This window comes from Pseudomonadota bacterium (genome assembly GCA_034189865.1).
In the GTDB taxonomy this organism is placed as follows: domain Bacteria; phylum Pseudomonadota; class Gammaproteobacteria; order UBA5335; family UBA5335; genus JAXHTV01.
In genome coordinates this window covers 144,304-163,727 of record JAXHTV010000004.1, presented here as the reverse complement: position 1 = coordinate 163,727, position 19,424 = coordinate 144,304, and the positions used below count along the sequence as shown (strand labels likewise).

The 19,424-nt window shown below is 58.6% G+C and carries 20 protein-coding genes; 10 read left to right on the top strand and 10 right to left on the bottom strand.

What is annotated here, in order from left to right; genetic code table 11:
• Positions 1 to 15: 15 nt before the first annotated feature.
• Entirely contained in the window at positions 16 to 1,440 is a 1,425-nt protein-coding gene (gene hldE, locus SVU69_03670; protein ID MDY6942092.1) for a bifunctional D-glycero-beta-D-manno-heptose-7-phosphate kinase/D-glycero-beta-D-manno-heptose 1-phosphate adenylyltransferase HldE, read from the top strand.
• A 16-nt stretch (positions 1,441 to 1,456) separates the two neighbouring features.
• Complete coding sequence (waaA, locus tag SVU69_03665) at positions 1,457 to 2,812, top strand: lipid IV(A) 3-deoxy-D-manno-octulosonic acid transferase (protein MDY6942091.1); 1,356 nt, start codon at positions 1,457 to 1,459, stop codon at positions 2,810 to 2,812.
• Between the two features lie 32 nt (positions 2,813 to 2,844).
• Here waaA and SVU69_03660 read toward each other — a convergent pair whose 3' ends face one another.
• Both SVU69_03660 and SVU69_03655 read right to left on the bottom strand, forming a co-directional pair.
• Positions 2,845 to 3,165 carry a rhodanese-like domain-containing protein gene (locus tag SVU69_03660; protein ID MDY6942090.1) on the bottom strand — a complete coding sequence of 107 codons (321 nt, stop codon included), beginning with the start codon at positions 3,163 to 3,165 and terminating at the stop codon, positions 2,845 to 2,847.
• Positions 3,166 to 3,184: 19 nt separating this feature from the next.
• On the bottom strand, positions 3,185 to 3,850 hold the full coding sequence (locus SVU69_03655) for a protein-L-isoaspartate O-methyltransferase (GenBank protein ID MDY6942089.1): 666 nt from the start codon (positions 3,848 to 3,850) through the stop codon (positions 3,185 to 3,187).
• A 346-nt stretch (positions 3,851 to 4,196) separates the two neighbouring features.
• On the opposite strand from SVU69_03655, the gene thiC reads away from it, so the two are divergent.
• Positions 4,197 to 6,077, top strand: a complete 1,881-nt coding sequence (gene thiC / locus SVU69_03650) for a phosphomethylpyrimidine synthase ThiC (GenBank protein ID MDY6942088.1) — start codon at positions 4,197 to 4,199, stop codon at positions 6,075 to 6,077.
• A gap of 25 nt (positions 6,078 to 6,102) precedes the next feature.
• On the opposite strand, the gene SVU69_03645 is transcribed toward thiC, so the two are convergent.
• From SVU69_03645 to SVU69_03635, 3 genes are read right to left on the bottom strand one after another with little or no spacing between them, the layout of a single operon-like run.
• The gene (locus SVU69_03645; GenBank protein MDY6942087.1) at positions 6,103 to 6,762 is read right to left on the bottom strand and encodes a TIGR04211 family SH3 domain-containing protein; all 660 of its coding nucleotides are present in this window, start codon (positions 6,760 to 6,762) and stop codon (positions 6,103 to 6,105) included.
• A gap of 58 nt (positions 6,763 to 6,820) precedes the next feature.
• Positions 6,821 to 7,522, bottom strand: a complete 702-nt coding sequence (locus SVU69_03640; GenBank protein ID MDY6942086.1) for a hypothetical protein — start codon at positions 7,520 to 7,522, stop codon at positions 6,821 to 6,823.
• A gap of 5 nt (positions 7,523 to 7,527) precedes the next feature.
• A complete protein-coding gene (locus tag SVU69_03635) occupies positions 7,528 to 8,118 on the bottom strand; it encodes an isoprenylcysteine carboxylmethyltransferase family protein (GenBank protein ID MDY6942085.1) in 591 nt (196 codons plus the stop codon).
• Between the two features lie 241 nt (positions 8,119 to 8,359).
• Here SVU69_03635 and rfbA point away from each other — a divergent pair, with 241 nt between their 5' ends.
• The 3 genes from rfbA to rfbD are packed head-to-tail and all read left to right on the top strand — an operon-like array spanning position 8,360 to position 10,732.
• Positions 8,360 to 9,277, top strand: a complete 918-nt coding sequence (rfbA, locus tag SVU69_03630; protein MDY6942084.1) for a glucose-1-phosphate thymidylyltransferase RfbA — start codon at positions 8,360 to 8,362, stop codon at positions 9,275 to 9,277.
• Positions 9,268 to 9,813 carry a dTDP-4-dehydrorhamnose 3,5-epimerase gene (gene rfbC / locus SVU69_03625; protein ID MDY6942083.1) on the top strand — a complete coding sequence of 182 codons (546 nt, stop codon included), beginning with the start codon at positions 9,268 to 9,270 and terminating at the stop codon, positions 9,811 to 9,813. Before rfbA ends, rfbC begins: the two co-directional genes overlap by 10 nt.
• Positions 9,814 to 9,862: 49 nt before the next feature.
• Positions 9,863 to 10,732, top strand: a complete 870-nt coding sequence (rfbD, locus tag SVU69_03620) for a dTDP-4-dehydrorhamnose reductase (protein ID MDY6942082.1) — start codon at positions 9,863 to 9,865, stop codon at positions 10,730 to 10,732.
• A gap of 118 nt (positions 10,733 to 10,850) precedes the next feature.
• On the opposite strand, the gene SVU69_03615 is transcribed toward rfbD, so the two are convergent.
• Together SVU69_03615 and asd are read right to left on the bottom strand one after the other, a co-directional pair.
• On the bottom strand, positions 10,851 to 11,285 hold the full coding sequence (locus SVU69_03615; GenBank protein ID MDY6942081.1) for a hypothetical protein: 435 nt from the start codon (positions 11,283 to 11,285) through the stop codon (positions 10,851 to 10,853).
• A 292-nt stretch (positions 11,286 to 11,577) separates the two neighbouring features.
• Entirely contained in the window at positions 11,578 to 12,492 is a 915-nt protein-coding gene (asd, locus tag SVU69_03610) for an archaetidylserine decarboxylase (GenBank protein MDY6942080.1), read from the bottom strand.
• A gap of 359 nt (positions 12,493 to 12,851) precedes the next feature.
• Between asd and prmB the strand changes: the two genes are divergently transcribed.
• The 4 genes from prmB to SVU69_03590 all read left to right on the top strand — a co-directional run bounded on the left by prmB (position 12,852) and on the right by SVU69_03590 (position 16,636).
• Positions 12,852 to 13,775, top strand: a complete 924-nt coding sequence (gene prmB / locus SVU69_03605) for a 50S ribosomal protein L3 N(5)-glutamine methyltransferase (GenBank protein MDY6942079.1) — start codon at positions 12,852 to 12,854, stop codon at positions 13,773 to 13,775.
• Between the two features lie 36 nt (positions 13,776 to 13,811).
• The gene (gene aroC / locus SVU69_03600) at positions 13,812 to 14,918 is read left to right on the top strand and encodes a chorismate synthase (protein ID MDY6942078.1); all 1,107 of its coding nucleotides are present in this window, start codon (positions 13,812 to 13,814) and stop codon (positions 14,916 to 14,918) included.
• Positions 14,915 to 16,108 carry an MFS transporter gene (locus tag SVU69_03595; protein ID MDY6942077.1) on the top strand — a complete coding sequence of 398 codons (1,194 nt, stop codon included), beginning with the start codon at positions 14,915 to 14,917 and terminating at the stop codon, positions 16,106 to 16,108. Before aroC ends, SVU69_03595 begins: the two co-directional genes overlap by 4 nt.
• A gap of 108 nt (positions 16,109 to 16,216) precedes the next feature.
• The gene (locus SVU69_03590; GenBank protein ID MDY6942076.1) at positions 16,217 to 16,636 is read left to right on the top strand and encodes a CBS domain-containing protein; all 420 of its coding nucleotides are present in this window, start codon (positions 16,217 to 16,219) and stop codon (positions 16,634 to 16,636) included.
• A 2-nt stretch (positions 16,637 to 16,638) separates the two neighbouring features.
• On the opposite strand, the gene waaC is transcribed toward SVU69_03590, so the two are convergent.
• The 3 genes from waaC to SVU69_03575 form a co-directional block, all read right to left on the bottom strand.
• A complete protein-coding gene (gene waaC, locus SVU69_03585; protein MDY6942075.1) occupies positions 16,639 to 17,688 on the bottom strand; it encodes a lipopolysaccharide heptosyltransferase I in 1,050 nt (349 codons plus the stop codon).
• A 181-nt stretch (positions 17,689 to 17,869) separates the two neighbouring features.
• Positions 17,870 to 18,211, bottom strand: a complete 342-nt coding sequence (locus SVU69_03580; GenBank protein MDY6942074.1) for a hypothetical protein — start codon at positions 18,209 to 18,211, stop codon at positions 17,870 to 17,872.
• Between the two features lie 66 nt (positions 18,212 to 18,277).
• A complete protein-coding gene (locus tag SVU69_03575) occupies positions 18,278 to 19,117 on the bottom strand; it encodes a methyltransferase domain-containing protein (GenBank protein ID MDY6942073.1) in 840 nt (279 codons plus the stop codon).
• Positions 19,118 to 19,424: the final 307 nt, after the last annotated feature.

Genomic DNA, 19,424 nt, shown 5'->3' with positions numbered 1-19,424 from the left:
GTTCGGTAGCACGCAATGACGATAAAGATTCCCGATTTTGCCAAAGTTCGGGCGCTGGTAGTGGGCGATGTCATGCTTGACCGCTACTGGCAGGGTTCAACAGGTCGTATCTCCCCGGAGGCGCCCGTGCCCGTGGTGCGTGTGGATGAATGCCACGAGCGTGCCGGCGGCGCGGGTAACGTGGCGCTCAATCTGGCGGCGCTCGGGGTTCAGACCCGTCTGCTCGGCGTCACCGGCCAAGACGAGGCGGCAGAACGGTTGACCGAAGTGCTGACATCGGCTGGCGTCCGCTGTGACTTCCAGCGGATGTCGGGGATGCCGACCATCACCAAGCTTCGGGTTCTCTCCCGCCATCAGCAGCTCATTCGGCTGGACTTCGAACGGCCCGACGGGGAGCTTGCAACGGGTCGCCTGGACCAAGCTTTCGAGCAGGCGTTGGCCGATTGCGATGTGGTCATCTTTTCCGACTATGGCAAGGGCACTTTGCAAGCGGTGCAGGCCATGATCCAGGCTGCTCGGGCGAGGCAGATTCCGGTGTTCGTGGACCCCAAAGGCACTGATTTCGATCGTTACCGGGGTGCCAGCGCCCTCACGCCCAATCTGGGCGAGTTCACGGCGGTGGCCGGTTCGGTACGCGATGAGGCGCATCTGATCCGTGCCGCGGCGCAGATGTGTCGGACGCTGGAACTCGAGCGGCTGCTGGTGACCCGGAGCGAAGACGGCATGAGCCTGTTCGATGCCAAAACTCAGCCGATTCATCTGCCGGCCAGGGCTCGCGAAGTTTACGATGTCACCGGTGCCGGAGATACGGTCATCAGTTTGCTTGCCGCGGGGCGTGCCGCCGGCCTGGAATGGGCGGACGCCGCGGGCTTGGCCAATCTGGCAGCCGGTTTGGTGGTGGGAAAGCTCGGCGCGGCGACCGTCACAGTGGCGGAGCTACAACAGTCCGCTCGTCCGTGCCAGGTCGAGGAGCGGGGCGTGGTGGACGAGGAACGTCTGTTGGCCCTGGTGGCGGCGGCGCGGGCGCGTGGCGAGACCGTGGCCATGACCAACGGCTGCTTTGACATTTTGCATCGCGGTCATGTGACTTACCTCAAGCAGGCGCGTCAGTTGGCGGATCGGCTCATCATCGCGGTCAATGACGATGACTCAGTGCGCCGCTTAAAAGGCTCCGAGCGCCCCTTGAACAGTGTCGACGATCGCATGACGTTGCTGGCTGCTTTGTCCTGTGTGGACTGGGTTGTGCCCTTCAGTGAAGATACCCCCGCACGATTGATCTCACGCGTTTTGCCTCAGGTGTTGGTCAAAGGGGGCGACTACTCGGTCGAGGAGATCGCCGGCGCCACCACAGTGATGGAGAATGGCGGGCAGGTGAAAATCCTGCCTTTTGAAGACGGCTATTCCACTTCGTCGCTCATTGAGCGGGTTCGCAAGTCATAGGACAGGATGTCCACCGATGCGCCGGTCTACTTACACTGCACTGCTTTACATTCTTTCACCCTTCATCCTGCTATTTGTGGCCTTGCGGATTATTCGCGCGCCGGACTATCGGGATCGGTGGTATCAAAGGTTCGGCTTCGGGTTCGGCAGCCCACAAATCCAACCGTGTATCTGGGTCCATGCCGTCTCGGTGGGGGAGGTTAGCGCCGCCACGCCGTTGGTCCGCCGCTTGCTCGAGGACTGCCCCGATTGTCGGATCATCCTCACCACGGTGACCACGACGGGCTATGAACGGGCCCGCGCGGTATTCGGCGACCGGGTCCGGCATGCCTATCTGCCGCTGGATTTTCCCGGCGCGGTTCGCCGGTTCCTGCGGCATTTTCAGCCGGAGTTGGCGGTGATTATGGAAACCGAGCTTTGGTACAACCTTTTCTACACATGCGCCAAACGCGGTGTCCCGCTGGTGATCGCCAATGCCCGCATCTCGCCCCGTTCCCTAAAAGGCTACCGCCAGTGGCGCCGCACGGTGGGCCGGGTGCTGAACTACATCAACTTTGCCGGTGCGCAAACTGAACAGGACGCCGAGCGGCTGCGCGAACTCGGGTTACCCGCAGACCGAATCGCTGTGACGGGCAATCTCAAATTCGACATTCCAGTCGGCACCGATGCGCGCGAGCAGGGCGAAGCCCTTCGGCGGAGTTGGGGTCCCCAGCGCCCCGTTTGGGTCGCCGCGAGCACCCACGAAGGGGAAGACGAGTTGGTTCTGGATGCGTTCTCCGAGGTCCGTCGCCGCATCCCGGACGCGCTGCTGATTTTGGTGCCGCGGCATCCCCAGCGATTCGACGCCGTGGCGGCATTGATACGGCAGCGGGGATTTAGCATGGCCCGTCGCAAACAAGGCCAAGTCCCCGATTACAAAACCGCCGTCTATTTGGGCGACACCATGGGTGAACTGATGCGTTTTTATGCCGCGGCGGACGTCGCGTTTGTGGGTGGCAGTCTGGTACCTATTGGGGGGCACAATCTCTTGGAACCGGCCGCGCTGGGGGTGCCGACGGTAACCGGGCCCCATACTTTTAATTTCTCCGAAATCTATCGGTCGTTGCGAGAAGCCGGTGGCGTGATCACTGTCGAGGGTTCGGAATCGTTGGCGGCCGAAGTGGCGGAGGTGACCCGAAACAAGGCGCGGCGCGAGAGCGTGGGGTCGGCTGCGCAAGGCATGGTGCAACGCAATCAGGGCGCGCTGGAGCGCATGTACGGCTGGTTACAGCCCTATTTGAGATCGGTGGTGACAGAGTCAAGTTCGTTGGCGGTCGCCACGGCGGGTCGAGTTCCAACCAAAAGCGAAGACGCCCAGTCGACGAAAATCTGAGCGCCGCCGCGTCGTTCCCTTATGCGCCGCACTCAGTAGCGGGCGATTTGGTTGTCGATTTCCCGTGACCAGGCATCGATACCGCCCGCCAGATTCATGGCGCGGTCAAATCCGTTTCTTATGAGATGGTGAGTGACCTGGGCGCTGCGTCCCCCGTGGTGACAGTAGACGACGATTTCCCGATCTTTGGGTAACTCATTGATGCGCGAGGGGATCTGTCCCATGGGGATGTGTGTGGCGTTGGGCAGCGCCGCGATTTGGCACTCCCAGGCCTCGCGCACATCCAACAGAACAAAATCCGTATCCCCTGAGTCGATCCGCGCCTTCAGCGCCTGTACCGTGGTTTCTTTCATCGCCCTGGATTCCGAATGGTTAAAAGCTGAATTCCGGAGGTGTCTCAGTATTCTCAAGAGGCGGCAGGTAGGTTTCAAACAAACTTTCCGTTCGCCATTGTCCGACACCCACACGCGTGACCAACAGCGCTTCCATCACCGGGCTGGTCCCGTGGGTGAGGAAAAGTCGTCCGCCGATGGTGAGGCTGCGGTGAAAGCCCTGGTGGAGTTGAGGCAGCGAGCCGGTGACAATAATGACGTCGTAACGCTGTTCGGTTTCCGGTAGTCCATGTCCGGCGTCGGCGACGCTGAAACGGACGTTGGTGATGTCCATCTCTTGCAGCGCGGCTTTAGCCCGGTTGCTGAAGTCGGCGTGGATATCCACGGTGTCGATTTCCCGTCCCAGGCGGGACAAGCACGCAGCCAGATAGCCCGTCCCGGTTCCCACGTCCAGAACTCGGTCATGCCGATGAACGTCGACTTCTTGCAGGATTCGGCCCACAAGCTTCGGTTCCTCCATAACATGGCCGTGGCCGATGGGGATTTGGCTGTCGGCGTAGGCGACGCCTCGATAGGGCTCAGGTGTGAAGGCTTCGCGCGGGATGTCGGACATCACGGTGAGCACGCGCTCGTCCAGCACGTCCCAGGTACGTATTTGCTGCTCAATCATATTGAATCGGGCGAGAGCCGTGGGTGTCATTGACATCGTATTCACCTTGCGGAACCTGACCAAAATTCGGGCGCTGCACAGTCTACCATGTCCGTTTCCCAATCGCCTCGGTGCCAAGTGTGTGTTTTGGCTTTAGAAGATTGGGCAGTCCTCCGTTGGAATGGCGCCATCCCGGATTAGGGGCAATCGCTCGACGCTCGCGGGCACATAGCGGGTTGCGTTGCATTGCGTTAGGGGATGGATTAATTTGGACCCCTACACCGACTCCGATGATTTTTAGGCAGCATGCTGCGGTCCTGGTCCGGTCGATCACACCGCTAAGCTGTCATTGACGCGGTTTAATGACGACCTGGCGTCCTACCCGAATTCCCGAGGCAACCCCATGAACGCAATTCCGGATGATCTGGCCCGTAAAACGGCCGAGCTCAGCGAGACCGTGACCCAGCCGTTTCCCAATTCGAAAAAGATTTACGTGGCGGGCAACCAGGCGGGCGTTCGGGTTCCGATGCGCATGGTGTCCCAGGCCAATACGTCGGCCAGCTTCGGTGCCGAATCGAATCCCGCGCTTGCCCTCTACGATACCTCCGGGCCCTATACCGATCCGGATGCTGAAATCGATTTGCGGCGCGGATTGCCGCCGCTGCGGCAGGCGTGGATCGAACGGCGCGACGATACCGTAGAGCTCGATGGGCTGTCGTCGAGATATGGGCGGGCCCGGGCGGACGATCCGGCGTTGGCGGCCCTGCGCTTCGAGCATATCCGCAAGCCGCGGCGTGCACGCGCCGCCGCCGCGGTTACCCAGATGTCCTACGCCCGCCGCGGCGTGATTACGCCGGAGATGGAGTTTGTCGCACTCCGGGAAAATCAGCGCCTGGAGGAGGTTCGCGACAGCTTGCTTGAGCGGCGTCACCGGGGGCAGTCCTTCGGGGCGCAACTGCCGGAGCGGATAACGCCGGAGTTCGTCCGCGATGAACTGGCCCGTGGTCGGGCGATTATTCCATGTAATATCAATCATCCCGAACTGGAGCCGATGGCCATCGGCCGGAATTTCCTGGTGAAAATCAACGCCAATATCGGAAATTCCGCCGTCACATCCAGCATCGGCGAAGAAGTCGAGAAAATGGTTTGGGCCACCCGCTGGGGTGCCGACACCATCATGGATCTGTCCACCGGCAAACATATTCACGAGACGCGTGAATGGATTATTCGCAATTCGCCGGTTCCCGTTGGTACCGTGCCGATCTACCAGGCGCTGGAGAAGGTCGACGGTAAAGCCGAAGAGCTGACCTGGGAAATCTTCCGCGACACGTTGATCGAACAAGCCGAGCAAGGCGTTGACTATTTCACGATTCACGCCGGTGTGCGGCTGCCGTTCATTCCGATGACGGCAAACCGGGTGACGGGTATCGTCTCCCGTGGTGGCTCGATTCTCGCTAAATGGTGTTTGGCGCACCACCAGGAGAATTTCCTCTACACCCGTTTCGAAGAGATCTGCGAGATCATGCGGGCCTATGACGTAGCCTTCTCACTGGGTGATGGCTTGCGGCCGGGATCCATTGCGGATGCCAACGACGAAGCCCAATTCGCAGAGTTGCGTACGCTCGGGGAGTTGACCCAAGTGGCGTGGGGGCACGACTGTCAGGTCATGATCGAGGGGCCTGGGCACGTGCCCATGCAGCGAATCAAAGAAAATATGGAAAAAGAGCTGGCCGAATGCCATGAGGCACCATTTTATACGCTTGGCCCGCTGACAACGGATATCGCGCCGGGCTACGACCACATCACATCGGCCATCGGTGCCGCCATGATCGGTTGGTACGGCACCGCCATGTTGTGCTATGTGACCCCCAAAGAACACTTGGGCTTGCCGGATAAGAATGACGTTCGGGAAGGCATTATTACCTACAAGATCGCCGCTCATGCCGCCGATTTGGCCAAGGGACATCCGTCGGCACAACTGCGGGACAACGCTTTGTCCAAAGCGCGTTTCGAGTTTCGCTGGCAGGATCAGTTCAATCTGGGCCTGGATCCGGAGAAGGCGCGCGAGTTCCACGATGAAACCTTGCCCAAAGATGCCCACAAGGTGGCCCACTTTTGCTCCATGTGTGGCCCCAATTTCTGTTCTATGAAAATCACGCAAGACGTCCGGGAGTACGCCGCCCGGCAGGGTATCGACAACGTCGAACAGGCGGTGGAGCAAGGCATGGCGGAGAAAGCCGACGAGTTTAGACGCAGCGGCGGAGAACTCTACCGGAAAGCCTGAGTTGCAGCGTCGGGCTTCGGCGGCTTTACCACGTATCCCAACGCTTTTTCCGGCGGAAGTTCAATCGCGGTAACACCAGCCCCAGAAACAGCCCGGCAATCAACACCGCCGCACCGGCGAGAAACCAATCTCGGCGGCTCCGGTCCGCTAAGCGCTCGGTTTGTTGCTCAAGGGTTTGGATGTTCATCCGAAGCCGGGCGATGTCTTGGCGCAGGGTCTGATTGGTCTGCGCCATTTTCAACCCCTCGGATGCGGTGTCCAGTTTTTCGGCCAGCTCTTCGCTACGGCCCGTGGTTTGTTTGAGATGCTCCCGCGTCGATGAGAGTTCTTGTTTGAGCGCGTTCAGCTCGGTGGTAAGCGTTTCGTTGGTGGTTTGGAGTTGTTGCACCTCACGCTCGGCCCTTTCCAGCCGACTTCGGGCGGAGGGACCATTCATCAAATAGCGGCTGAGAACCCAACCCTCATCGCCCCGCGGGGTCCGGACTTTGCTCCAGCCCGTGTCGTTTTGTTCCAAAACCTGCAGCGCCATGCCGCTGTCGAGCATTTTGAGTATTCGGTGCTGGTTGCTGGCGCCGCTGCGCAACGTGATTTCCAGCTGGTCGCTTACGTAACGTGTAGCCGCCCAGGCGTTGGACGGCAGCAAAAACAGCACGATGATCAATACGATAAATAGCCGATAACCCATGCAAACTGGTTCCGTTGAATCAATGAGGAGGGACAACAGTAGCGCTTTTGGTAATGGTTCACCAGGCTCCCGGTGACTTGGTGCGATGCTTGAAGTATTCACGATAGCGCGCTTTGAGCCAATGGGCACCGCGTTCGATGGGTGTGCGATATAGCTGCGCCGCTTCCCCATGGGGAATGTGTCGGTAGTGACCGTATTTGAGCTTGAGCCAAGCGTTCTGGTCAAACCGCTTGGCGATGCGGTAGAAGAAATGATTGATCGGTGCAAAGCCGGGTTTACGCACGACAGCCACACCGAAGTCGATCATGCACGGTTGTCCGCTGGTTCTAACCATGAGGTTGTCTTTGCATTTCAGGTCTGTGTGGGCGACGCCGCGATGGTGCATTGCGGCGATGTCCTGGCGCAGCCGATCGAAATACACGCTGTCTCGGCGTAAAGCGTCTTGCCGCTCGCGGAAGGTCGACCCTTCAATGTACTCGAGCACCAAATATCGGCCATCGATCAAGCCAAAGCAATGAGGGATCCCGTTCAATCCGTTCAGGCGTCTATAAGCCGCATATTCGCGTTGCAGCATCCATCGTCGGAGCCAGCGTTTCAGGCCCCAGCCTTTGGCGGTTTTAATCACCAGCTTTGTGTCGTCTTGGAGCTCGTAGACAAAGGCCTTGGCTTGATATCCCTGACCCAATACGTGTGCCTGGCCCCGTCGGCCGGAAGCCAGCCAGCCGCGGAGCTGATTGGGGTCGATGTGGTCGCTGGACATCGGTTTTAGAATGGACTGAATCCGGCCAAGCTGGGGCTGCCGTACAGCCAATAGAGTGCTGCCAGCATCAGCGCGGCATAGACCGGCTCACCGTTTTCTTTGAGGCTTTGCACCAAAGACCAGCGCCCGTTTCGCAACGATTCCAACGGCGCGGCACGGGGAATCAATGCGCGTGTGTTGCGGGCCCAACTGTCCCATTGTGAACCGAACAGCCGGCGGAGCTTGGCATCTTCACGGCGGATCGCTGGCGGGTAGAACAGCATTAAATAAGCGATCATACCGGGCAAGGCCCACCACAGACCCGATGCCAAGCAGAAGCCGGTCAGTAATGTGATATTGCCGACATAAAGAGGGTGGCGGACCATGGCATAAGGGCCACCGCTGGCCAGTTCTTTGTCCTTCTTGATAAAGCCCGAGGCCCAAAGGCGGAACAGCTCGCCGCCAATCACCAAGGCCGTACCGAGGAGGAAGAGACGATAATTGGTGGGCCAGCCGACAAATGTCAGCAACGCGATATAGGCGATGCCGAGGAACTGTCGGTAGCGGTCTCGCCGGAAGCGAAGGTCATGGCCCAAGCGTTTGATTCCGAGTTCCATAGTGGCGCCCGCCGTGGTCGGTATCCGTGTGACGATCCATCCGTGTGCGACCGATCCGCCGCATCATTCCTTACGCGGCAAATCATATTACATTTTTGTGACCGATGGCGCGGGCTGTCCACTGCGTGCCCATCGATGGGCACGCCTGGCGCGTTGGCAAGCGTTTAGGTGTGCGTCTGTATTTCCGGGGTGGGTCGTTTAGAATAGGGGGCCTTTCCCCAGGATGTAGAACCAGAAAATCATGGCGAACCATTCTCTCATCGATGCCGCTGCCCGGAAGGGAATCGTGCTTGCTGGCGGCTCGGGTACGCGTTTGCACCCCCTGACGTTGACTGTGAGCAAACAGTTGATGCCCGTCTACGACAAACCCATGATCTACTATCCGATCTGCACGCTGATGTTAGCCGGGATTCGTGAGATATTGATCATTACGACCCCGCGCGATCAGGCCGCATTTCAGCAATTGCTCGGCGACGGCAGCCATTGGGGGCTCAATTTGACCTACGCCGTGCAGCCCACGCCGGAGGGGCTGGCTCAAGCCTTTACCATCGGTGCGGATTTTATCGGGCAATCGCCGGTTTGTCTGATCCTGGGCGACAATCTCTTCTACGGCCATGGTTTGGCCGAGGTGTTGCAACGCGCCAATGCGACAACTCAGGGTGGAACGGTTTTCGGCTATTACGTACGCGACCCTCAGCGTTACGGCGTGGTGGGATTCGACGCCAGCGGACGGGCGGTGGATATCCAGGAAAAACCTGCCAGGCCACGCTCCCATTACGCCGTGACAGGTCTTTACTTTTACGACAACGATGTGGTCGATATCGCGCGGCGTTTGAAACCCTCTTTGCGCGGCGAGTTGGAGATCACCGACGTCAATACCGCTTACCTTGATCGGGGCGATCTTCGGGTGGAACTGCTCGGCCGGGGTACGGCCTGGCTCGATACCGGAACCCATGATGCGCTGTTGGATGCGGCGCAGTTCATCCGGGTGGTTGAGGAGCGCCAGGGGCTGAAAATTGCCTGTCCTGAGGAAATCGCCTGGCGCAAGGGTTGGATTGATGATGATCAGCTCTCATCGCTTGCGGCGACTCTTCGGAAAAGTGGTTATGGCGATTATTTGCTTCGCTTGCTCGATCCGGAGCAACGGCCATGCAACTGATCCGATTGACTATTCCCGATGTGGTGCAAATCGAACCGAAGGTCTTCGAAGACGATCGGGGATTTTTCTTTGAGGCCTGGAATGAACGCGGTTTCGGCGAGGCGGGGATCAAGGCCCGTTTTGTCCAGGACAACCACAGCGGTTCTCGACGCGGGACCTTGCGAGGCCTTCACTATCAGATCAAGCAGTCGCAGGGTAAGTTGGTCCGGGTTATTCGTGGAGAAGTGTTTGACGTGGCGGTGGATGTGCGTCGCGATTCACCGACATTCGGCCGGTGGGTAGGTGCCACCATTACCGCTGAGAACCGCCGAATGATGTGGGTTCCACCGGGTTTCGCGCATGGCTTTTTGGTGCTCAGTGACTACGCCGAATTTCTCTACAAGTGTACCGACTATTACGCCCCGCAATACGAGCGAACGATTCGTTGGGATGATCCCGAGTTGGCAATTGATTGGCCCTTAGCGCCGGGCCAGGCGCCTTTATTGTCACCCAAAGACGCCGCTGGTGTTGCCTTTTCGGAAGCGGAATTCCAGTGACGAGCGCCCTATCGTCGGGGGGCTGAGCAGGCCAGGGCAGGAGCCGCTTATGCGTGTAATGATCACCGGGGGTCGTGGCCAGCTGGGGCGCGAATTACAGTTCACGGCGCCGAACGATGTCGTGTATTTCGTGCCCGGCTCGCATCAGCTGGATATTTCCGATGCCGGCGCCACTGCCCGTTTCATTGAGCAGAATCAGCCGGATGTCATTGTCAACGCAGCGGCGTATACGGCCGTCGATCGCGCCGAGCAGGAGCCCACCCGTGCGCGGGCAATCAATGTGGACGCCGTCGCGAACTTGGCGCGCGTTGTGGCTATGAGCGGTCTTCGGTTGATTCATATTTCCACCGACTACGTTTTCGACGGACGCCAGTCAACGCCATACCCGCCGGATGCGCCGCTGTCGCCGCTGGGTGTTTACGGGCAGTCCAAAGCCGATGGTGAGCGCGCCGCGCGCGAGATCGCCGGCAACCAAGTGACCGTATTTCGAACGGCTTGGTTGTACGCCGCTGGCGGGGAAAATTTTGTCCACACCATGTTGCGGTTGATGGGGGAGCGTGATGAGTTGCGGGTGGTCGCCGATCAGGTGGGCACGCCGACATGGGCGCGTGGCTTGGCGCAGGCGGTGTGGGCTGCCGTCCGGCGTTCCGAAACCGCCGGTCGGGTATTCCATTGGACCGATGCGGGTGTGGCCAGTTGGTATGACTTTGCGGTGGCGATTGAGGAAGAGGGCCGTGCTCTCGGACTGTTGGATCAGGCCACGGCCATTGCGCCAATTTCTACCGCGGAGTATCCCACGCCGGCCGCACGTCCGGCTTACAGTGTGTTAGATAAACGAGAAACCTGGGCGGCGTTGGATCTCGTGCCAGTACACTGGCGCTGTGCTTTGCGTCGTATGCTCGCCGAACTGAAGGGTTAGGCGGGGTGTCGCGTTTAAAGTAATGCGGGGGCTGATTTCAAGATGAGCGATACCCCGACCGGAAAAACCGGACGGGGTATCGGGTTATGTTGAACACGGGTTGTGCTGTGGCGTGTGGTTACAGCTCGTAAGCCAAGGACAGCTCGGGAATCATGCTGCCGATATCGTAGCCAAAAAAGTCCAGAAGGTTTTGCAGTTCGGCTGGAACGACTTGGTCGATCAGCCCGGGAATGGCTTCGTTCACCATGCCGAACACTTTCGTATTCACCGAGTCAGCAATGTTTCCTTTGGCGCCATCCAACCGTTCCCCGAACCGTTCGTCGATCATGCGGTAGATATTGGACACGTTCACCGGTCCCACGGTCAGGTTGAGATCGGAAAGGTAGTCGGATGTGTCAAACAGCGCATTATCGCCCACGTAGAGTACGAAGCCTTGGCCGTAAACGTCGGCCATGTCCTCGTAACTCATGGACTGTAATTCAGCGTTGGCCGCTATGGGTAACATGAAAGTGGCAGCCATACCGAAACCCAAATACTTGGTCAGTTTTTTCACGGACGTCTCCTAATTTTTCTAGTCGTTTCTACTCGTTTTGCCACAATCCAACACGGTCATCGGGCCCCCCGACCCGGTGGTGATAGGTTCATGGCTGAGCCCGTAAGACCTGAAGCAATTAGCGAGCCAACGCGCGCGTTCTCGGCCCGGCGATCGTGAGGTGTAAGAAAATGCTGACTTGTTCGCTGGGGATTTTCGGGCGACCACGCGGGCCGTACCGAAAATCGATGGACCGAGCGCGTCCGATTTTGGCGTAGCACGTCAGTTTGTGACGCTTTCTGACCGGGGTGGATCAGCGGGGTTGCGATGCGCGGTGGTCTGTGCGTCCGATCGATTCGCCCATCACGACACGTTCGCCCGGCGCCAGTTTGGCCAGATCCAGCTTGACTTGGCCGGGCCTGAACAGCAGGATCACGGTCGAACCCATATTGAATCGCCCCATTTCCACGCCTTTTGCGAGGGTGATCGACGGTTCTTTCTCGCCGTAGTGCCATCGCCGGATTCGGTTCCGCGTCGGTGGCGTGACTTCGCCTGCCCACGCCGTTTCGATGCTTCCCACCATGGTGGCGCCCACCAATACCATAGCGATGTCGAGATCATCCCCGTTAAATATCGAGATGACCCGTTCGTTGCGCGCGAACAAGTTGGGCAGGGTGCGCGTCGTGGCCGGGTTGACGCTGAATAGTCGCCCGGGCACGTGAATCATTTCCTGTAGCTGGCCTGCAATGGGCATGTGAATGCGATGATAGTCGCGTGGCGATAGATATATCGTGGCAAACTGCCCGCCATGAAATCTTCGGGCGAGGTCGGTATCACTCCCCAGTAGGGCCTCGACGCTGTAGTGATGACCTTTGGCCTGGATGATTTGGTTGCCATCTATTGCGCCCGCTTGGCTCACTGTGCCGTCCACGGGGCTGACCAAGGTTTGTTCTCCGCCGGCGATGGGTCGTGCTTCGGGGCGCAGAGCGCGGGTGAAAAACGCGTTAAAGTGAGGATAGTTTTTCAGATCCGTCTCTGCGACTTCATCCAGATCGATGCCGTATCGCCAAACGTACGCACGGATCATCAGTCGCGTCAGAGGGCCCAGTTCCAATCGAGTGAACCAGTGCACCAATCGCGACAAACCGTGCTGAGGCAGCGGGTATTGTGCCCAGGTCAGCAGACGATCGATTGTGGTGACTTCGTCGTGGTCGTTTGCGGCATTCATATGTTCGTTGTCGGTGGTTGGCTCGGGTTGGGACGGGCCGTTCGAAATCTCATTGGAAGTCGATTGCCCCTGCGCCGGGTATGATTTCGCACCCAACTCGCCAGGGTGCGATGATATCTCGCCACCGGCTGGCAACGGGGTGGTTACTTCATTTGCTCGGCTGGAGTGTTCATATTCGCAAGATCCAGTTTGGCCGAACGTCAGCAGCGCGAGACCGACCACAACCGGCATGATGGCATAACCGAACTGGCGTTTACGTGACGCGATATTTTTCACGGTCTTGGTGGGGCTCCTCCGGCCCGGCTATCATATGCACCCATTTGGCGTATCGGTAAAGATTTAGTTCGAGGCGACTGGTTATGATGGATGTTGTCGCGGTAGCGGCTGAACTACACACGATAACAGATTGTATCCGTTGGGGCGCAAGTCGTTTCGGAGCAATGGGCCTGCATTTCGGCCACGGAAGTGATAATGCCTTCGACGAAGCTGCGGCGCTGGCGCTTCATGCCTTGCATTTGCCGCACGATTGCCCGACCGACTATTTGAAATGTCGGCTGACGGAAGACGAGCGGCAGCAAGTCCTGACGTTGATGATTCGACGGATTGAGGAGCGTCGGCCGGCCGCCTATCTTCTGGGGGAGGCTTGGTTTTGCGGCTTGTCGTTCTATGTCGATGAGCGCGTCTTGATTCCGCGTTCCCCCTTGGGTGAGCTGATCGAACAAGGGTTTGAGCCGTGGCTGCCGGCGGATCGGATACGGCGGGTCCTGGATATCGGTACGGGCAGTGGTTGTATCGGGATCGCTTGTGCGTTTTCGATTCCCGGTGCGGAAGTGGACGCGGTGGATGTGGATACTGGCGCGCTTGAGGTCGCCCGACGTAACGTTGTTGACCACGGCCTGACCGATCGGGTGACGCTCATTGAATCGGACGTTTTTTCGGCGATCCCGGCGGGCCGCCGGTACGATTTGATTATCAGCAACCCGCCCTACGTGGGCGCCGCCGAGATGGCGGGTTTACCCCTGGAATACGGCCATGAACCGCGGCATGCGCTGGCGGCCGGTCGCGATGGTTTAGATATCGTGCGTCGGATACTGAGTGGCGCAGCGGATTATCTGAGCGATGATGGCATTCTGGTGGTTGAGGTGGGCAATACGGAAGTGGAACTGCGCGCCGCATTCCCCGAGTTACCCTTCATTTGGCTGGATTTCGAGCGTGGAGGCGATGGTGTCTTTTTGCTCACTGCGGATGATGTGCGCCATCTGCCGTCGGAGACCAGCATTTGAAGCTGGATCACAACAATCTGAAGCGAAAAACGGAATATGTCCGGTAACACTCTCGGAAAACTATTTACGCTGACCTCATTCGGCGAGAGCCACGGCCCGGCGTTGGGTGGGATTGTCGATGGCTGTCCACCGGGGCTGGCTTTGGACGAGTCTATGTTGCAGCACGATCTGGACCGGCGTCGCCCCGGGACGTCTCGCTACACTACGCAGCGGCGCGAGCCCGATCAGGTGCGGATACTCTCGGGTGTGTTCGAGGGGAAAACCACCGGTACGCCCATTGGCTTATTGATTGAGAATGTCGATCAGCGCTCCAAGGACTACTCCGAGATCGCGGGCAAGTTTCGTCCCGGGCATGCCGATTACACCTACCACCACAAGTACGGCATTCGCGACTATCGGGGCGGTGGACGTTCCTCCGCCCGTGAAACGGCCATTCGTGTGGCTGCCGGGGGCATTGCCAAGCAGTATTTGTCCCAACGTTTCAAGGTAACGGTGCGGGCTTATCTCGCGCAGTTGGGGCCGATAGCGCTGGATCTGGTGGATTGGGACGAAACCGACCGGAATCCGTTTTTCTGCGCCGACCCGGCGCGCGTGCCGGAGTTGGAAGCCTATATGCAGGCGCTGCGTAAAGAAGGCGATTCCATCGGCGCTCGGGTGAATGTGGTAGCCAGCGGCGTGCCGGCGGGTTTGGGAGAGCCGATATTCGACCGGCTCGATGCCGAGTTGGCGCATGCGCTGATGAGCATCAATGCGGTCAAGGGGGTCGAGATCGGCGATGGTTTTGACTGTGTCGCGGCCAAAGGCACCGAGTTTCGCGATGAAATGTCCCCCGAGGGTTTTTTAAGCAATCATGCCGGGGGCATTCTGGGCGGAATTTCCACTGGTCAGGATGTCACTGCCAGCATTGCCCTGAAGCCGACCTCCAGCATTCATTTACCGGGTCGTACCGTCGATGTCCACGGCGAGGCGGCGGAGATTCGAACCAAAGGGCGGCATGATCCCTGTGTCGGCCTCAGAGCGACTCCTATCGCTGAGGCGATGGTGGCATTGGTGCTGGTGGATCATATTTTGCGTCATCGGGGGCAATGCGGTGAGCTGCCGCCCATGACTCCGCTCATCCCGGCTGGGCCCGAGGGCCAATGACGGCCCAGGTCCCCTACGCCCGATTATCGTCTTTTTACTTCTTTCACTTCGCAACGCTGGGTGGATTGCTGCCGTTTCTTGCGTTGTACCTGGACTCGATGGGGTTCAGCGCCACGCAGATTGGCCAGCTCATGGCGTTGTTTGCTGTCACCAAGTTGGTCGCTCCCAATGTTTGGGGTTGGTTGGCGGACCGTAACGGCGGCCCGCTGTCGTTGATTCGTTGGGCCGGGTTTCTGACGGTCCTGTGTTTTTCCACCCTGTTGTTCGCTGACGGTTTCTGGGCGGTAGCGGGGGGTGTGGTCGCCTTCAGTTTTTTTTGGAATGCTGCGCTGCCGCCCTATGAGGCGCTGACCCTGAATCATCTCGGGCCGCACACCCGTTACTACAGTTTGGTACGTCTTTGGGGTTCGGTCGGTTTTATTTTGGTGGCCGGCAGTTTCGGTTGGGCATTTGACCGATTCTCGCCGCTATGGTTACCGATGTTGCTGTTGCCGGTTTTCGCCGGTATTTGGTTCAGTACCCTGCTGACGCCTGATCACCCGCTGCAGGCCGCCGATGCACCGCATCAGCCACTGCGGGCTGTACTCGCCCATCCGTCCGTACTCGGCTTTTTGGCGGCGGCGTTTTTACTGCATTTCAGTCACGGTCCTTACTACACGTTTTTTACCCTTTATCTGGAAGATTTAGGCTATGGGCGAGGTCTGATCGGCCTATTCTGGGTGGTGGGCGTGGTAGCCGAAATCTTACTGTTCTTGGTATTCCCAAGATTGTTTCAGTCCTATTCGGCCCGGCATCTCTTCTTGGTGGCGCTCGCGGCGACGGCGGTGCGCTGGTTCGTCACTGCACTGTTCGCCGATGTGTTGCTATTGGTATTTCTCGTTCAAACCCTTCATCTGGCCAGCTTTGGCATTTGTCATGTGGTTGCCATGCACTATGTGCATCGCTTTTTCCCCGGTCCGCTGCAGGGGCGTGGTCAGGGCTTGTACAGTAGCTTGGGCTTCGGTGCCGGCGGTGCGCTGGGGAGTTTTCTGAGCGGTTATGTGTGGCATTGGGGCGGTGGTTCGGCCATATTTGCTATGGCCACCATCGCGGTACTTGCGGGGCTGATCATCGCGTGGATGACCTTGCCACGGCGAGAGCTTCCTGTCATGTTGGGGACGTCTCGATTGACCAGCACGGCATCGGTTTAGATAGAAGGCGAGATGACCGCCCTCGCGCCCGGTCTCAGCGAGGAACAAATCCCTTCGCTGGCAAAACGTTGATCAATCGTGCGAATAGATCAGAGAGGGAGTAATAGCGTGCGTCGGATTCCAACCTTGAGCGCCTTGATGACGCCATTTCCTTATTCGGTCGATGCCGATGCGCCCATCAGGTCCGCTGAAAAGATGATGGCGGAGCACACCATTCGTCATCTCCCCGTAAAGTCGCATCATGAGTTGGTGGGCGTGGTGGATGAACAAGATGTCAGTCGGGCATTACACGGAGCCCCAGGCGGCGGTCAGCTCACGGTTCGGGACATTATGGTATCCCACCCTTACGTTGTGGACATGAGCTATCCTACCGAGGACGTGCTTTTGGCCTTGGCGGACCACCATACGGACTGCGCGTTGGTGGTGAAACACGGACGCTTGGCCGGTATCTTGACGACCACCGATGTGTGTCGCGCCTTCGGTGAGTATTTAAAAGAGCTGCGTCCGGAGGGTGGCGACGCGGCTTGAGTTCAGTCGACGCCGCTCGCGATCGGGGCGTCGTTGAGTTGATTGGCCACACGATCCCAGACTTGCTGCGGGGTGAGTCGGGTCATGCAGGGCGTTGACCAGGGGCGTTTGCTCTCCGCTGGCTGATGGCGGCATTCGCTTCGCAGGCAAGGCGAGCAGGTTTCTTCCGATTGCAAATTAAACGTTGTCTGTCCCCCGAGCAGGCCGGTCTTTAGTGCACTGGTCGGCCCGTAGAGTCCCACCACGGGCACCTCCAGCGCCGCGGCTAGATGCCCCAATCCACTGTCGACGGTGACGACTGCGGCGGAGCGTAGCATCTCGGCGCGAAGCTCGGACAAGCTCATGCGAGGCAGCACGGTGACATCCCCGCTTCGGGCTGCCAGGGCTTGTGCACGTGTTCGCTCGTCATCGTTTCCCCAAGGCAAGCGGATCGAAAAACCCGATTGCAGGGCGAGCTCGATCAACCCCGCCCAACACGCCTCGGGCCAATGCTTGGTGGGCCAAGTGGTGCCATGCAATAGCAACAGTTGACGAGTGGCCGGGGGCGATGGTGCGAGCGTGATGCCGTAGTCCGGTGGGGTGGTGGGCGGCGTATAGCCTAATCCCTCGGCAAATAGCTGACGTATCCGGGAAACGGCGTGCAAATCCCATGGCACATGGATTTGCCGTTGGTAGGCGCGGCTGGCCAAGGGTTCCCGTGCCGAGTCGCGGGCCAGCCCGGTGACCGGGCCGCGGGCCGCGCGGGCGACTGCCGCGCTTTTGATCAAGCCTTGGGCATCGAGGATTTGGTCATATTGTTCTAGCCGTAATTCCCGCCAAAAATCCCGCATCGCTCGAAGATGATGGCCGGCCCACGGAGATTTTCGCCACCGACGGAGGTTGATCGGGATGGTCTTTCGGATACCCGAGTGCCACAGCGGTATCTCGGCAAAGGGTGCTTCGATGACCCAGTCCACCGTAAGGTTTGGGAGGGTGCGGCAGGCGTCTGTGATACCGGCCAGGCAATGGACCGCGTCTCCCAGAGACGACATTTTGACGACCAGTAGTTTCAAAAGCGGGGGTGATCTCGGTTGCGCTATCGGTGAAGCGTCAGTGTGCCGGAAACAAGCAGCGGAAAAAACCGCCTCGCCCAAGGGATCGCGGTGATACGTTCATGGCGGCGAACGGCGAACGGCGAACGGCGACGGGAGATGAAACGGGTCTTGGACCAATCGGATGCTCGGAGTCGACCGATCAGAAGTAGTAGGTCAGTTCCAATAGGAGATAGTCGTCGTTGCGAAATTCGCCGAGCAAATCATCATTGCTCAGATCGATGAATGACGCGCTTGCCGGTTGATTGGAAAAGACCGTTGCTTCCACAGCCAGTTTGAATCGTTCTCCCAATCGCGTGCTGGATTCCAATACGGCGACGCGCGCAGGGCTGTCCAGGTCCTGGATGGCAAACGCCAAAATTTCGGTACTGCGAAGGTCATTCCACGCCCAGCGGAATCCAAAGGCAATGTCCGCTTCATAAGGTGTGATGGCATCTCGGCCCCGGCTGTCGTAAAGGGCTTCGGCAACCCGTCCGAGGTCCATATGGGTACCGGCGATACCGTAACGCGTGTACTCGAATCCGGCGGTGGCTGCGACGTTTTCGTTTGATTATTTGACGCCCCGAATAATGCCGTAAATCCATTTACGTTGGGTCAGACAAACGTATTGTAGTTTGGCCGCTTTCACGTTGCCGGTTTGGACTTGGTTGCGTATTCGCATCCATTGCAGCAATTTTGCTCCCGCGTAGCAGGCTTTGGCGGCCAGATACATACGCCGGGAAGACGGCAGCACTTTATCGTAGGCGTCTTCCATTTCAATGTCCCGGAAGCCGATCTCGGTCATGTCATCCTGAAATTGTTGCAGTCCCCACAGATTGGGTACGGCCCAACCGTCCAGCCATTGCTGATACTCGGTTTCGTATTCGGGGGTCGGGTCGATGTCGTTCTGGAAGCCATCGGTTACTACTAGGCGTCCGCCGGGTTTCAGTAAACGGTAGGCTTCGCGCAGAAAATCCCGTTTATCTTCCGCGTAGCTGATACTTTCCATGCCGAAGATGGCATCGAAGCTCTCGTCAGGTAATCCCGTGTCGGTGAAACTGCGTCGTACAAAGCGGACCTGATTTTCCAGGCCGAGTTTCTTTACCAGTCGTTCGCCCCGGTCGACCTGATAGTCGGAGATGTTGATGGCGGTCATCTGCGTACCGCAATTCTGGGCCATCCAAATGCTGGTGCCGCCGATGCCGCATCCTGCGTCCAACACTTTGTCCCCGGTTTGAACACCGGCGCGACGTGCGACTTCCCGGTTCATGTTCAATACGGCGGCATGGTGGGTCTTGTGTTGTTGGTCGTGGTAGCCGTAGTGGAGGGCGAAGTTACGAAAAGTGCCCCAGATCATCAAATAGTCGATGTGGCTGTGTTTGTAGTAGTCCAGGATTGCCTGCTGGTTCATGCCTAGTCTCCGTGGGCCAAGCGCCCTCTCAATATCCGTGGCGGCGCCCGAAGTATAGCAGGCGGATTGATGGATATTGATTTTCAAGCCCGTTGGGCCTGTCGTTCCAACGTGTCCGCATAAAGACAAAGTCATTGCGGCGTTCAGGTGACTGTGTTTAGCATGAATATGCTTGAACCGTGTCTTCCGTATCGAGGAGAGATCGCTTCTGGCCTTGGCGTTTCGGCGCTCGATGGGGGGTGTTTATCCTGGAATCACCCGTTGTAAGCGACGCCGAATGCTCATAAACCATCCGTTGGCTCGGGTT

Excerpts from the sequence above, each read along its gene's own strand:
- hldE (MDY6942092.1), top strand. The coding sequence starts at position 16 with ATGACGATAAAGATTCCCGATTTTGCCAAAGTTCGGGCGCTGGTAGTG.
- waaA (MDY6942091.1), top strand. The coding sequence starts at position 1,457 with ATGCGCCGGTCTACTTACACTGCACTGCTTTACATTCTTTCACCCTTC.
- thiC (MDY6942088.1), top strand. The coding sequence starts at position 4,197 with ATGAACGCAATTCCGGATGATCTGGCCCGTAAAACGGCCGAGCTCAGC.
- SVU69_03575 (MDY6942073.1), bottom strand. The coding sequence starts at position 19,117 with ATGAACCAGCAGGCAATCCTGGACTACTACAAACACAGCCACATCGAC.
- SVU69_03645 (MDY6942087.1), bottom strand. The coding sequence starts at position 6,762 with ATGGGTTATCGGCTATTTATCGTATTGATCATCGTGCTGTTTTTGCTG.
- rfbA (MDY6942084.1), top strand. The coding sequence starts at position 8,360 with ATGGCGAACCATTCTCTCATCGATGCCGCTGCCCGGAAGGGAATCGTG.
- SVU69_03655 (MDY6942089.1), bottom strand. The coding sequence starts at position 3,850 with ATGTCAATGACACCCACGGCTCTCGCCCGATTCAATATGATTGAGCAG.
- aroC (MDY6942078.1), top strand. The coding sequence starts at position 13,812 with ATGTCCGGTAACACTCTCGGAAAACTATTTACGCTGACCTCATTCGGC.
- SVU69_03640 (MDY6942086.1), bottom strand. The coding sequence starts at position 7,522 with ATGTCCAGCGACCACATCGACCCCAATCAGCTCCGCGGCTGGCTGGCT.
- SVU69_03660 (MDY6942090.1), bottom strand. The coding sequence starts at position 3,165 with ATGAAAGAAACCACGGTACAGGCGCTGAAGGCGCGGATCGACTCAGGG.
- rfbD (MDY6942082.1), top strand. The coding sequence starts at position 9,863 with ATGCGTGTAATGATCACCGGGGGTCGTGGCCAGCTGGGGCGCGAATTA.
- SVU69_03580 (MDY6942074.1), bottom strand. The coding sequence starts at position 18,211 with ATGGACCTCGGACGGGTTGCCGAAGCCCTTTACGACAGCCGGGGCCGA.
- prmB (MDY6942079.1), top strand. The coding sequence starts at position 12,852 with ATGATGGATGTTGTCGCGGTAGCGGCTGAACTACACACGATAACAGAT.
- SVU69_03595 (MDY6942077.1), top strand. The coding sequence starts at position 14,915 with ATGACGGCCCAGGTCCCCTACGCCCGATTATCGTCTTTTTACTTCTTT.
- rfbC (MDY6942083.1), top strand. The coding sequence starts at position 9,268 with ATGCAACTGATCCGATTGACTATTCCCGATGTGGTGCAAATCGAACCG.
- SVU69_03635 (MDY6942085.1), bottom strand. The coding sequence starts at position 8,118 with ATGGAACTCGGAATCAAACGCTTGGGCCATGACCTTCGCTTCCGGCGA.
- asd (MDY6942080.1), bottom strand. The coding sequence starts at position 12,492 with ATGAATGCCGCAAACGACCACGACGAAGTCACCACAATCGATCGTCTG.